We start from the raw sequence: 14,221 nt of genomic DNA, 5'->3' as shown, positions 1-14,221 counted from the left end.
CCGATGCCTTCCGGTGCCGGGCCCCTTCTCTGTGCCGGACTTCCCCGGACCCTCAACCGGAGAAGCCGACATGCGCGAGCCGCAACGGGCCGCGCAGCCTGAGGTGGACGTCGTGCACGCCTTCGGCGACGACGTCGGCGCCGAGCGTGGTGTAGGCGTACGGCCCGGAGCCGGACGCGCCCGACGTCAGGGTGGCGAGCACCGGACCGCCGTCGAGCGAGAACTCGACCACGCCCTCGCCGCACACGGTCACCCGCACCTCCGTGACCCCGGAGCCGAAGTCGCAGCCGCGGTACACCAGTTCACCGGTTCGGTCCTCCGCCGCCGTCACCGCGTCGCCCGAGGTCTTCGTACGGTCGACGATCTCGACGCCGCTCTGGTCGTCGAAGCCGGCCGCGTCCAGGCCGCGTTCACCCACGGGACGGGGGGCCGAGGGCTCGCCGTCCAGCACGACGGTCGTACGGAGGCGGACGTCCTCGCTGGAGGCGCCGGCCAGCAGCTCGTAGGGGCCCGGCTCCCGGCGCAGGCGGCCCTGGGCCACGTCCCAGAACGCGAAGGCGCGCAGCGGGACGTCGAAGGCCAGCTCCGCCCGGGCGCCCGGCGCCAGGGTCACGCGCTCGTGCGCCAGCAGCTCGCGGCGCGGGCGCGGGATCACCGGGTCCACGGCACGGGTGTAGAGCTGGGCGACCTCGTCGGCCGTGACGTCCCCGGTGTTCGTGACCGTGAAGGAGACGTGCAGCGTCTCGCCCTCGGTGCGGGAGGCGAGATCGCCGTACGAGAACGTCGTGTAGGACAGGCCGTGGCCGAACGGGAAGAGGGGCGTGCCCTCGAAGTAGAGGTACGTCTGGCGGCTGCCGATCACGTCGTAGTCGAGGAGGCCGGGCAGGTCGGCGTCGTCGGCGTACCAGGTCTGCGGGAGGCGGCCGGCGGGGGAGACGTCACCGGCCAGGACGCGGGCGAGGGCGGTGCCGGCCGCCTGGCCGCCGTGGGCGGTCCACAGCGCCGCCCGGAGATCGGCGGTGTCGACCGCGTAGGGGTAGGCGGAGGTCAGCGCCAGGACGGTGTTCGGATGGGCGGCGCGAGCGGCGCGCAGCAGACGCTCCTGCTGGGCGGGCAGGCGCAGGGTCGTGCGGTCCTCGGTCTCGCGGCCGTTGATGTGCGGGTCGTTGCCCGCGACCACAAGCACCACATCCGCCTCGGCGGTAACCCTGGTCACTGCGTCCTCGCCGCGTTCGACGACGATGAGCTCGAACGTTTCCGGGTTCTCGTCGGCAACCTTCACCCCGTCGGCGGCGACAGCGACGTGGCGACCCGTGCCGACGTGCTTGAGGAGGTGCCCGTAACCGTGCGGTTCCAGCCGGAAGGTCTCCTGGACGACCCAGCCGCCCGGCTGGTCGGCGGAGGCGCGTACGTAGCCGTCCTCGGCGACCGAGAGGTACCGGCCGTCGGGCGCGCGCAGGGTCAGGACGCCCTCGCCCCAGTCGACGAGCGCGAGTTCGGTGCCGACGGCTGCCGCGGTGAGCGGGGGGAGGTCGGTGCGGCCCGCGAGGAGGGCCGGGTCCAGCGCGCCCTCGGCGCCACGCGCCTCGTCGGCCGCGCCTTCGGCGGAGGGCACCTGGAGGAACGTACCCGCCGAGGTCTTCAGCAGGACCCGGTCCACTCCCTCCGCGAACTCGACGCGCTCCGCGCCGAACCGCTCGTACAGGCCCTCCAGCGGGGTCGAGCGGTGGATGAGGGTGCCGCTGTACCAGTCGAGCTTGCACTCGTCGGCGAGCAGGCCGACCACGGCGATCCGGGTGTCCGGGGCCAGTGGCAGCACGCCGTCGTTCTTGAGCAGGACGACGGCCTGCTCGGCGGCCTCCTGGGCGAGCGCGCGGTGCGCCGGCGTGTCGAAGTCCTTGGTGTCCGCGTGCGGGTCGTAGTGCGGGTCGAACTCGCCGAGGCGGAGGCGGACCGAGAGCTGGCGGCGTACGGCGGCGTCGATGTCGGTCTCGGTCAGCAGGCCCTGCTCCAGGGCTCCCTTGATGCGCGCGACGATCTGGGAGCTGTCCGTGCCGTGGTCGGTGAAGCTGTCGACGCCGGCGAGGATCGCGGCCGCGGTGGCCTCCTCGTGGGTGTCGAAGTAGTGCTCGGAGTCGACCAGGTTGGAGGGCGCCCCCGCGTCCGAGCAGACCAGCAGCTCCTCGTCGGTCCAGGCGCGCAGGTGCTCGCGCAGATAGGGCGAGACGTGGTTCGGACGGCCGTTGACCAGGTTGTACGCCGGCATCACCCCGGCCGTGGCGCCCGCCTCGACCGTCTCGCGGAAGGCGCGCAGGTCGTACTCGTGCAGCACCCGCGGGCGGACCGAACTCGACGCGGTGGCCCGGTCCGTCTCGTTGTTGTGCGCCAGCCAGTGCTTGAGGACCGGCGCCGTGCGCCAGTACGTCGGATGGTCGCCGCGCAGGCCGTGCGTGTAGGCGGTGGCGATGGCCGAGGTGAGCTTCGGGTCCTCGGAGTAGCCCTCCTCGTTACGGCCCCACAGCGGGTGCCGGAGCAGGTTCACCGTCGGCGCCCAGATGTTGAGGCCCACGCGTTCGTCGCGGGCGCGCATCGCCCGGACCTCCTTGGACACCGCCTCGCCGACCCGGCGTACCAGATCGGTGTTCCAGGTCGCGCCGAGGCCCACGGCCTGCGGGAACACGGTGGCCGGGCCCATCCAGGCCACGCCGTGCAGGGCCTCCTGGCCGGTGCGGAACCCGGCGACGCCCAGCCGTTCGACGGCGGGTGCGAACTGGTGCAGGAAACCGACCTTTTCGTCGAGGGTCAGCCGCGACAGCAGGTCGTCGATGCGCTTCGCGAACGGCAGGCGCGGATCGCGGAAAGGCGTCGTAGGCGGCGTTTGTGCGGTCACGTGGGGATCCCCTTGCGATGGAGCGGCGAAGCGCTTTCGAAGCGCTTCGATGCTCATTCGATCCGGGGGCGGGTGTCAAGACACCCCAAGGCAACAACTCCGACTCCCGACCGACATTTCAAGTCGCATAAGAGGCCGGTCCGATCCTCTACACCTCGGAGGAATCTTGGGAACGACCCTTGTGCACCATGGGGTGTTCACTTAACCTCGCAGCAACATCGAAGCGCTTCGACTACTTCGACTAGTCGCTACGACCGCTTCAGCTCAGCCAGTTCCACTCAAGACACCGCAGCCGACGGCTCCACCGCCGGGTGTCCTGGTGCGCCATGAAGGGTTGACGCAATGACGCCGAACGCCGCTTCCGCCTCCTCCGGGCCCAGCCGGAGAAGCTTCCTCGCCTCCACTGCGGTCGCCACCGCAGCGGTGGCGGGCGGGATGCCGTTGCTTGCCGCCTGCGGCGGCTCCGACAGCGGGTCGGGTGACGGGACCACGTCGGGCAAGGCCGCGGACAAGCTGCTCCCGGCGTTCGTCGCCAGCGCGGTCGCCAAGCCGGACCTTCCCTCGAAGAACGGCTCGGCTTCCGGATACACCGGCAAGGTCGACCTCGCGGCCCTGTCCACCTCGGTTCCGGACAAGCTCGGCACCGACGCCCCCTTCAAGATCATGTCCCCGTTCTGGGGCTCCCCGCCGAAGGCCGGCTGCGCCTACTACACGGCCCTCGACGCCGCCGCCGGCACCAAGGTCACCTGGCAGAACCAGGACGGCAACACCTACGGGCAGAAGCTCGGCGCCGTCCTCGCCTCCAGCTCCATACCCGACATGGTGGTCGTGCCCAGCTGGGAACTGGTCGGCAAGATCTCGAACGCGGTCACCGCGAAGTTCATGGACCTCAGCCCCCACCTGGCGGGCGACAAGGTCAAGAAGTACCCGAACCTGGCCGCGATCCCCTCCGACGCCTGGCGCATGGGCATCTTCGGCGGCGCGCTGCGCGGCATTCCGATGCCGGCCGCCACCGCGAACTTCATCACGCCCTTGTACCGCAAGGACCTCTTCGACAAGAAGGGCTACTCGGTACCCACGTCGCCCGACGAGTTCATGAGCTGGGCCAAGGAGGCCACCAGCTCCAAGGCCAAGGTGTGGGCCTGCGGCGACATGTCCTGGAGCGCCTTCCACATCTTCGGCGTCCGCGGCTCCGGGCCGATCGGCTGGAACATCGGGTCCGACGGCAAGCTGACGTACCGCATCGAGCAGCCCGAATACCTCGAGGCTCTGGAGTGGGTCCGCAAGCTGTTCGACGCGGGCGTGGTCCATCCCGACGACAAGGCGCGCTCGGGCGACCAGGGCCAGCGGTTCACCGCCGGACAGATCCTGGTCTACAACACCAACATCGCCGACTGGTACGGGAAGAGCGCCGAACAGGCCCAGTCCAACCCGGACCTCCGGATCGAGGCCATCGACCTCTTCGGCGCGGACGGCGGCGACCCGACGCTGTACGCGTCCCAGCCCGCCACCATCTGGTCGCTGATCCGGAAGGGCGCCTCGAAGGCGACGATCGAGAACGCGCTGGCCGCCGCCAACTTCGCGGCCGCGCCCTACGGCACCAAGGAGCGGATGCTCGTCGACTACGGCGTCGAGGGCACCCACTACACGGTCAAGGACGGCGTCCCGGTCAAGAACGACCTGGGCAACTCCGAGGTGCTCAACGCCTGGGTGATGCTGGCCGCTCCGGCCGCCTACTACGCTCACCCCGACCTCCCTGAGATCGCCCGCAAGCAGGTCGAGTGGCAGCAGCGGATGGGCGCCTTCATGACGAAGACGTCCACCTTCGGCATGAACATCGTCGAGCCGAGCCGCTACGCGAACCTCTCCAGCCAGTTCGAGCAGTACGAGATCGACTACGTGCGCGGCAACAAGAAGCTGTCCGACGTCCAGCAGGCCATCTCCACGTGGAAGTCCTCCGGGGGCGACAAGCTGCGCGACTGGTACAAGCAGCTCATCGACAAGAACGGCAGCGCCAACTGATGTCCATCACGGCGGGGAGCAGGCCCGACGGGACCCGTCCCCCCGCGGCCGTCGAGGAACCGACGGCCGCGGTCGCCGCCGCCGCGGCGAAGGAGCGGGTGCCGCGCAGGGCGGGCAAGGCGGGCAAGATTCCCTGGCGGGTCCGGCTGCGCCGGGACCGCGCGCTCATCCTGATGACGCTGCCCGTCATCGTGCTGCTCCTGATCTTCAACTACGTCCCGCTGCTCGGCAACGTCGTCGCCTTCCAGGACTACGACCCGTACGTCTCCAGCAACGGCGTCACGGCGATCTTCCACAGCCCCTGGGTCGGCGTCGAGCAGTTCTCGCGGATGGTCGACGACCCGCTGTTCTGGGACGCCACGCAGAACACCCTCGTCCTGTTCTCGCTCCAACTGGTGCTGTTCTTCCCGATCCCCATCGCGCTCGCGCTGCTCATCAACAGCGTGGTCCGGCCCCGGGTGCGGGCGGTGGCACAGGCGATCATGTATCTGCCGCACTTCTTCTCGTGGGTCCTCGTGGTCACCGTCTTCCAGCAGATGTTCGGCGGCGCGGGCATCATCGCCCAGACCCTGGAGGACCACGGCTGGAGCGGCTTCGACCTGATGACCAACGCGGACCTGTTCAAGTACCTGGTCACCGCGCAGTCCGTGTGGAAGGACGCCGGCTGGGGGATCATCGTCTTCCTCGCCGCGCTGGCCGCGGTCAGCACCGATCTGTACGAGGCCGCCGCCATGGACGGTGCCGGACGCTGGCGGCGCATGTGGCATGTGACGCTGCCCGCGCTGCGCCCGGTGATCGCGCTGCTGCTGGTCCTGCGGGTGGGTGACGCGCTGAGCGTCGGATTCGAACAGTTCCTGCTCCAGCGGTACGCGGTCGGTGTGGGGGCCAGCGAGGTCCTCGACACGTATGTGTGGAACATGGGTATCCAGAACGGCGACTTCAGCTACGCGGCCGCGGTCGGCCTCGTCAAAGGCGCCATCGGAGTCTGTCTCGTCCTGGGCGCGAACAAGTTCGCGCACCTGCTCGGCGAGCAGGGGGTGTACAAGAAGTGAGCCTCAACACGCAGCTCGTCCGCAGCCTCAAGGCTCCCGCCCGCCCCGTGTGGGAGGAGCCGCCCAGCAAGGCCGGACTCACGGCGAAGGGCGGCTTCCTGATCCTGTGCTGCCTGGGGGTACTCGCCCCGCTGTGGATCGTGATCGTCACCAGCCTCTCCCCGAAGCCGGTGATCGACCGCGTGGGCGGCCTCGTCGTGATCCCCCAGGGCATCACCTTCGTCAACTACACGGAACTGCTCAGCGGCGGCCAGGTCAGCCGGGCGATCATGGTCTCGCTCGGCGTCACGCTCTTCGGCACGCTGTTCTCGATGACGGTGTCGGTGCTCGCGGCCTACGGCCTGTCCCGGCCGGGCAGTATGGGTCACCGATTCTTTCTGATCACCATGATGGCGACCATGTTCTTCGGGGCCGGCCTCATTCCGACCTACCTCCTGGTGCAGTCGCTGGGCCTTACCGACACCTACCTGTCCCTGATCCTGCCGAGCGCGGTCAGCGTCTTCAATATCCTCGTGCTGCGGGCCTTCTTCATGGGGATCTCACCCGAACTCACCGAGTCCGCCCGCATCGACGGGGCCAGTGACCTGCGCATCCTGCTGACCATCATCATGCCGCTGTCGCGGGCGGTGCTGGCCGTCATCTCCCTGTTCTACGCGGTCGGGTACTGGAGCGCCTGGTTCAACGCCTCCATCTACCTCACCGACCAGCAGATGATGCCGCTGCAGAACGTGCTGATCCAGCTGGTCCAGAAGAACACCGAAGCGCCGACCGGCCTCCAGCAGGCTGTTCGCACCGGTCAACTCTCCGCCCTGGGGCTGCAGATGGCCGTCATGGTCCTCGCGCTGATCCCCGTCGCGGTCGCCTCCCCCCTCGTCCAGCGGCACTTCAAGAAGGGCATGCTGACGGGTGCCGTGAAGGGCTGACGCCCGAGCGGTGGGCGTGAGTGGGAGTCTCTGTGGTCTTCCGGCTGCGGGTCCGTCGTGGCTGGTCGCGCAGTTCCCCGCGCCCCCGGGCAGGTATCCCACTCCCCTTTCGTAGATCGAGGTAAGTGTCATGCACGCGTCCAGCCTGAGTAGACGTGCCGTTCTCGCCGGAACCGCGGCCGCCGCCGCGCTCACCGCGATTCCCGTAGGCCAGGGGTATGCGTACGGCGCCGAGGCCCAAGTGGCCCCCGCCTACCGCTGGCGCAACGTCGTCCAGGGCGGCACCGGCTTCGTCACCGGCATCCTCTTCCACCCCTCCGTCCGCGGCCTCGCCTACGCCCGTACCGACATCGGCGGCGCCTACCGGTGGGACGACCGCACCGCGAGCTGGGTCCCGCTGACCGACCACCTCGGCTGGGACGACTGGAACCTGCTCGGCGTCGAGGCCATGGCCGTCGACCCCGCCCACCCGAACCGCCTCTACCTCTCCCTCGGCACCTACGCCCAGTCCTGGGCCGGCAACGGTGCCGTCCTGCGGTCCGAGGACCGCGGTGCCACCTGGGCCCGTACCGACCTCGATGTGAAGCTCGGCGCCAACGAGGACGGGCGCGGCGCCGGCGAACGGCTGCTCGTCGATCCGCGCGACAGTGACGTCCTGTGGCTGGGCACCCGGCACGACGGGCTGCTCAAGTCCACCGACCGGGGCGCCACCTGGAAAGCGGTGAGCTTCCCCGCCACCCCCAGCGGCACCGGCCAGGGCGTCACCCTCCTCGTCGCCGCCGGGCGCACGCTCTACGCCGGCTGGGGTGACAGCGACGGCACCACCGCCAACCTGTTCCGCACCGCCGACGGCAGCACCTGGGAAGCCGTCTCCGGTCAGCCGTCCGGCGCCGCCGCCAAGGTGCCGATCCGCGCCGCCTACGACCGGGGCACCAGCCACCTTTACGTGACGTACGCCAACGCGCCCGGCCCCAACGGCCAGTCCGACGGCAGCGTGCACAAGCTGTGCACCCTCAACGGCAAGTGGACCGAGGTCACGCCCGTCAAGCCGGGCGGCACCACCGCCGACGGCTCGGCCGACACCTTCGGCTACGGCGGTGTCGCCGTCGACGCCCGTCGGTCCGGCACGCTCGTCGTCTCCACCAACAACCGGTGGGCGGCGGTCGACACGGTGTTCCGCAGCACCGACGGCGGACGCACCTGGACGTCCCTGGAGGACACGGCCGTCCTCGACGTCTCCGAAACCCCCTACCTCAAGTGGGGAGCGGACAAGCCGAAGTTCGGCTGGTGGATCCAGGCCCTCGCCCTCGACCCGTACGACTCCCGGCACGTCCTCTACGGCACCGGCGCGACCATCTACGGCACCCGGGACCTGAAGAACTGGGCCCCTCGGATCCGCGGCCTGGAGGAGGCGTCCGCCCGCCAGCTGATCTCGCCCCCGGCCGGAACGGCGCACCTGATCAGCGGCAACGGGGACATCGGCGTGATGTACCACGAGTCGCTCACGGCGTCGCCCTCGCGCGGCATGGCGTCGAACCCCGTCTTCGGGTCGGCGACGGGACTCGCGCAGGCCGCGGCCAGACCGGCGTACGTGGTCCGCGCGGGCTGGGGCGACAACGGCAACGGCGCCCACTCGAACGACGGCGGCCAGACCTGGGCACCCTTCAAGGCCCAGCCCGCGATCGCCAAGGACGCACCGGGACCGATCGCCGCCAACGCCGACGGCAGCGTGCTGCTGTGGTCCTTCGTGCACTGGGACGGCACGAGGTACGCGGCCCACCGCTCGGCGGACAACGGTGCCACCTGGACCGAGGTCCCCTCCTTCCCGAAGGGCGCCACGCCGGTCGCCGACCCGGCCGACCCGACGCGCTTCTACGCGTACGACACCGACACGGGAACGCTGTTCGCCAGCACTGACGGTGGCCTGTCGTTCACGGCGCGTGCGACCGGACTCCCCTCCGGCGACGGTCAGTTCGAGCTGGTCGCCGCCCCCGGCAGGTCGGGCGACCTGTGGCTCTCCACCAAGACCAACGGCCTCCACCGGTCCACCGACGGCGGGGTCACCTTCGCCAGGTCCGACAGCTGCTGGGCCTCGCACGCCCTCGGCTTCGGCAAGGCCGCCGACGGTGCCGACTACCCGGCGGTCTACCTGGTCGGGTCCACCGAGGCCATCACCGCCGTCTACCGCTCCGACGACGAGGCCAGGACCTGGGTGCGGATCAACGACGACCAGCACCAGTGGGGCTGGATCGGCGAGGCGATCACCGGTGACCCGCGCGTGTACGGCCGTGTCTACCTCGCCACCAACGGGCGCGGCGTCCAGTACGGGGAGCCCGTCTGATGCCAGGGCTCGCCGACGCCACCCGCGGCCGCATCCTCTACGGCGGCGACTACAACCCCGAACAGTGGCCCGAGGAGACCTGGCTCGACGACGTCCGCCTGATGAAGGACGCCGGCGTCAACTCCGTCACCCTCGGCGTCTTCTCCTGGGCGAAGCTCGAACCCCGCCCGGGGGAGCGGGACTTCGGCTGGCTGGACCGGCTGATGGACCTGATGCACGACCACGGCATCGGGGTCGTCCTGGCCACGCCCACCGCCTCGCCCCCGCCCTGGATGGGGCACCTCCACCCCGAGACCCTGCCCGTCGACCAGGACGGCCGTACCGAGTGGTGGGGCGGCCGCCAGCACTTCTCGCACTCCAGTGCCGTCTACCGCCGCTACGCCGCCGCCATCACCGAGGACCTGGCCGCCCGCTACGGCGGCCACCCGGCCCTCACCATGTGGCACATCAACAACGAGTACTGCACCTACGACTGGAGCGACGAGGCCGCGGCCCGCTTCCGTAACTGGCTCCAGCAGAGGTACGGCACGCTCGACGCCCTCAACGAGGCCTGGGGCACCGCCTTCTGGAGCCAGGGCTACGGCGACTGGGCGGAGATCCACACGCCCCGGCACGCCCACTACCTGAAGAACCCCACCCAGGTACTGGACTTCAAGCGGTTCACGTCCGACATGCTTCTGGAGTGCTACACCGCCGAGCGAGACGTCGTCCGCCGGGCCACCCCGCACCTCCCCGTCACCACCAACTTCATGCCGCTGTGGGTGGGCCAGGACGCCTGGCGCTGGGCCGAGGAGGAGGACGTCGTCTCGGTCGACCTCTACCCCGACCCGCGCGACCCCTTCGGCGCCCAGAACGGCGCCCTGGTCCAGGACATGACCCGCTCCCAGGCGCGCGGTCCCTGGATGCTGATGGAGCAGGCCGCCGGCCCGGTCAACTGGCGGGGCGTCAACCACCCCAAGCCGCGAGGCCTCAACCGCCTCTGGTCCCTCCAGGCCGTCGCCCGAGGAGCCGACGCCGTCTGCTACTTCCAGTGGCGGCAGTCCCGGCAGGGCTCGGAGAAGTTCCACTCCGGGATGGTCAGTCACGCGGGGGAGGAGGGCCGTACCTACCAGGAGGTCAAGCAGCTCGGCGCGGACCTCGCGAAGATCGGCGCAGAGGTGACGGACAGCCACTCACCCAACGGCATTGCCGTCCTGCACGACTGGCACGCCTGGTGGGCCGGCGCCCAGGACGGCCGCCTGTCCACGCGAGTCGACTACCCCGACGTCCTGCGGGCCTGGCACCGAGCCCTCTGGGAAGCCCACCTCACGACCGACTTCGCCCACCCCGAGCACGACCTGAGCGCCTACCGGCTCGTCGTCGTCCCCCAGCTGTACGCCCTCACCGACGCGGCGATCGAGAACCTGCTCGGGTACGTCCGCGGCGGCGGCACCCTCGTCTCCGGCTTCCTCACCGGCGTCGCCGACGAGGACGACCGGGTCCGGGCCGGCGGCATGGACGCCCGCCTGCGCGACCTGTTCGGCATCCGCACCCTGCACGAGTGGTGGCCCCTGGACGCGGGCGAGAGCGCCGAGTGCGACGGCTTCCGCGGCACCCTGTGGTCGGAGGAGATCGAGAAGACCGAGGACGGCGAGGTCGAGGCCGTGTACAAGGGCGGGGAACTCGACGGGCTGCCGGCCGTGCTCCGCAAGGGACGCGCCTGGTACCTCTCGACGCTCCCCGAGCCGGACGCGATGCGCGACCTGCTCGCCCGGCTCGCCGCCGACGCGGGCGCCCGCCCCGCGCTCGACGCGCTGCCCGCCCAGGTCGAGGCGGTCCGCCGCGGTGATCTGCTCTTCCTCCTCAACCACGGCCGCGAGTCCGTGACGGTCGAGGTGCCGGGCACCCACCGGGACCTCCTCACGGACGCGGACGTCACGGACGAGCTCACCCTCGGCCGCTACGGAGTGGCGGTGCTGAAGCCATGAGCGCCGGTCCCGTCCACGGCACCTGGGAGCCGCGGCCCGCCGCCCGCTGGGAGGACGCCTTCCTGAGCGGCAACGGCCGGCACGGCGCCATGGCGTTCGGCGACCCGAACGACGAGCGGGTCATCGTCACGCACCACACCCTCGTCCGCCCGAACGGCGCCGAACACGCCCGCCCGCCGGAGCTCGCCGCCGAACTCCCCGCGCTCCAGGACCGGTTGCTCGCCGGAGAGCGGAGCGCCGCCGAGACGTTCACGGACGGCCGCGCCCTCCAGTGGGTCCAGCCGTTCCACCCGGCCTTCCAGGTACGGCTGCGCAGGACGACCGAGGGCGAACCGCGCGCGTACCGCCGCTGCGTCGAATTCACGACCGGCGTCACCACCGCCGAGTGCGCCGACTGGAGCAGCCGGGTCTTCGTCTCACGCGCCGACGACGTCATCGTCCAGCAGGTCACCGCCACCGACCTGGACATCTCCCTCGACCACCGGCTCCCGGGCGCACCTCACGACCTCGCCGTCGGCCACGGTGCCGTCCTCACCCCCGAGGGCGCCCTGCTCACCCTGCGCGCCCGCTACCCCGGCAGCGACCGCGCGTACACCGGCGTGACGCTGGTCGCGGTCACCGGCGGCCGTACGACGCTCACCCCACCCGGTCTGCGGATCACCGGCGCCGAGTCCGTGCTCCTGCTCACCCGCGTCCTACGGCACACGGACGCACCCGACACGCCCGACCCGGACGCCCTGGCCCACGCCCGCGCCCTCGGCGACCTGATCCCGGACGACGGCGACCCGTACGCCCGCCTCCTGGACCGCCACACCGAGCGGCACCGCACGGCCTACGAGCGCGTCACCCTCGATCTCGGCGCGGACCTAGCCGAACGCGCCCTGCCCGGCGCGGAGTTGCTGACCCGCCCCGACAGCCCCGCCCTCCTGGAACGCCTCTTCGCCGCCGGCCGCTACCACCTGCTCTCCGCCAGTGGACTGCTCCCGCCCCGCCTCGTCGGCCTGTGGACCGGCGACTGGGACACGGCGTGGGCGGGCGCGTTCACCAACGACGCCAACCTCAACCTCCAGACCTCGTCCGCCGCGGCCGCGGCCCTCCCCGAAGTCACGGAAGCCCACGCCACCCTGATCGACCGACAGCTCGACGACTGGGCCGACAACGCCCGCGCGATCTTCGGTGCCCGCGGTGTGGTCGCCCCGCCCCACAGCGACGGCGAGACCGGGCTGACCTACCACTTCAGCCGCGAATTCCCGCTCCACCTGTGGACCGCCGGCGCCGACTGGCTGCTCAAGCCGCTCGTCGACCACGACGAGACCCGCGGCGAACGCGACCCGCGCACCGCCCACGCCCTCGCCCGAACAGCCCTGTTCTACGAGGACTTCCTCACGCGGACGGACGCCGACGGCCACCTGGTCGTCGTCCCCTCCTACTCGCCGGAGAACCGCCCGGCGAACGCGAGCTGGGGCGCGATCAACGCGGCCATGGACCTCTCGGCCGCCCGTCACGCCCTGCACACCGCCGCCGACTACCACCCGGAACGGGCGGACGGCTGGCGTGCCCTCGCCGACCGGCTCCCGCCCCACCGGATCAACGCCGACGGCGCGCTCGCCGAGTGGGCCTGGCCCGGCCTCGACGACACCTACGACCACCGCCACCTCAGCCATCTCTACGGCGTCTGGCCGCTCGACGAGATCAACCCCTACGACACCCCGGACCTCGCGGCAGCCGCGTACCGGGCCCTCGAACTGCGCGGCGCCGAGAACGACTCCGCGCACGGCCACCTGCACCACGCCCTGATCGCGGCCCGCCTGCGTGACGGCGAACGGGTCGCGCACGCCCTCGGCCAGGTCCTCAAGGGCGACTTCTTCCACGCCTCGCTGATGAGCGCGCACTACCCGAACCGTGACGTCTACAACGCGGACGCCGCGCACACCCTGCCCGCCGTGCTCGTCGAGATGCTCGTGCAGTCGACCCCGGACCGGCTGGTCCTGCTGCCCGCGCTGCCGCCGGCGTACCCGAAGGGCGAACTGCTCGGCATCCGCACGCGGTTCGGGGCCGAGATCGACCTCACCTGGAACCAGCACGAAGCGACCGCGGTGATCCGCCCCAACCGGACCCACCGCGTCGAACTCCGGACTTCCTCCGGCGCCGAACCGCTCCACCTCGTCGCCGGAGAAGACCACGTCCTCACTCTCGGGGCGTGGTAACCCCCCAAAAAAAATCCCCCGCATTTCCCCCCACCCATGGAAGGGACACCATGGCATCACGCACCATCGGCAGGATCAGCAAGGTACTGCTGGCCCCCGCCCTCGCGCTCGGCGTCACCGTCGGCGTCGCCTCCGCCCCCGCCTCCGCCGCCGTCTGGAGCACCTGCGACCAGTACGGCAACACGAACCTGAACGGCTACACGCTCTACAACAACATCTGGGGCGGCACCCCGTCCGCGCCGGCCGGCCCCCAGTGCACCTGGGCCAACTCCGGCACCAACTGGGGCACCTGGGCCAACCACCCCAACACCGGCGGCATCAAGTCCTACCCCAACGCCAAGAAGGTGATCAACAAGTCGATCACCTCGCTGGGTTCGCTCTCCAGCAGCTACAACGTCAGCGTCCCGTCGTCCGGCGCGTACAACACCTCGTACGACATCTGGGACACGGACTACGACTACGAGATCATGCTCTGGGTCAACAAGACCGGAGCCGTCGGCCCGCTCGGCACGTCGCAGGGCAACGTGACCCTCGGCGGCCACTCCTGGACCGTCTACAAGGGCAACAACGGCGCCAACGAGGTCTTCTCGTTCATCCGCACCTCCAACTCCAGCTCCGGCACCGTGAACATCCTGCCGATCCTGAAGTGGATCAAGGACACCAAGGGCTGGATGGGCAACGAGACCATCGGTGACGTCCAGTTCGGCTACGAGATCACCTCGTCGCAGGGCGGCCTGGACTTCACCACCAACAACCTGACGGTCAGCAGCAGCTGACCCCCGCCTCCCCGCAGGACGGTGCGGCCGGTCCTCCCCCACG

At 70.6% G+C, this 14,221-nt stretch carries 8 protein-coding genes; 7 read left to right on the top strand and 1 reads right to left on the bottom strand.

All coding sequences use genetic code 11. The features are described 5' to 3' along the window. Nucleotides 1–52: 52 nt before the first annotated feature. Nucleotides 53–2,890 carry a glycoside hydrolase family 3 C-terminal domain-containing protein gene (locus KUM49_RS00340; RefSeq protein ID WP_217234589.1) on the bottom strand — a complete coding sequence of 946 codons (2,838 nt, stop codon included), beginning with the start codon at nt 2,888–2,890 and terminating at the stop codon, nt 53–55. A 342-nt stretch (nt 2,891–3,232) separates the two neighbouring features. On the opposite strand from KUM49_RS00340, the gene KUM49_RS00335 reads away from it, so the two are divergent. The 7 genes from KUM49_RS00335 to KUM49_RS00305 all read left to right on the top strand — a co-directional run bounded on the left by KUM49_RS00335 (nt 3,233) and on the right by KUM49_RS00305 (nt 14,178). Beyond that, nucleotides 3,233–4,912: an extracellular solute-binding protein gene (locus tag KUM49_RS00335; RefSeq protein WP_217234588.1), complete on the top strand. Its 1,680-nt coding sequence runs from the start codon at nt 3,233–3,235 to the stop codon at nt 4,910–4,912. Next, nucleotides 4,912–5,964, top strand: a complete 1,053-nt coding sequence (locus tag KUM49_RS00330; protein ID WP_217234587.1) for a sugar ABC transporter permease — start codon at nt 4,912–4,914, stop codon at nt 5,962–5,964. Before KUM49_RS00335 ends, KUM49_RS00330 begins: the two co-directional genes overlap by 1 nt. After that, a complete protein-coding gene (locus tag KUM49_RS00325; protein ID WP_217234586.1) occupies nt 5,961–6,887 on the top strand; it encodes a carbohydrate ABC transporter permease in 927 nt (308 codons plus the stop codon). The genes KUM49_RS00330 and KUM49_RS00325 overlap by 4 nt, the downstream gene beginning before the upstream one ends. A 130-nt stretch (nt 6,888–7,017) precedes the next feature. Further along, nucleotides 7,018–9,228, top strand: a complete 2,211-nt coding sequence (locus KUM49_RS00320; RefSeq protein ID WP_217234585.1) for a sialidase family protein — start codon at nt 7,018–7,020, stop codon at nt 9,226–9,228. Continuing rightward, a complete protein-coding gene (locus KUM49_RS00315; RefSeq protein ID WP_217234584.1) occupies nt 9,228–11,195 on the top strand; it encodes a beta-galactosidase in 1,968 nt (655 codons plus the stop codon). The genes KUM49_RS00320 and KUM49_RS00315 overlap by 1 nt, the downstream gene beginning before the upstream one ends. Continuing rightward, nucleotides 11,192–13,402 (top strand): glycoside hydrolase N-terminal domain-containing protein, encoded by a 2,211-nt coding sequence (locus tag KUM49_RS00310; RefSeq protein ID WP_217234583.1) that lies wholly within the window; start codon nt 11,192–11,194, stop codon nt 13,400–13,402. Before KUM49_RS00315 ends, KUM49_RS00310 begins: the two co-directional genes overlap by 4 nt. A 50-nt stretch (nt 13,403–13,452) precedes the next feature. Continuing rightward, nucleotides 13,453–14,178 carry a hypothetical protein gene (locus KUM49_RS00305; protein ID WP_217234582.1) on the top strand — a complete coding sequence of 242 codons (726 nt, stop codon included), beginning with the start codon at nt 13,453–13,455 and terminating at the stop codon, nt 14,176–14,178. Nucleotides 14,179–14,221: the final 43 nt, after the last annotated feature.

The sequence above is a fragment of the Streptomyces sp. AC555_RSS877 genome, from assembly GCF_019049245.1.
GTDB lineage: Bacteria > Actinomycetota > Actinomycetes > Streptomycetales > Streptomycetaceae > Streptomyces.
The sequence above is the reverse complement of the archived record's forward strand: the minus strand, read 5'-3'. Positions and strand labels throughout refer to the sequence as shown.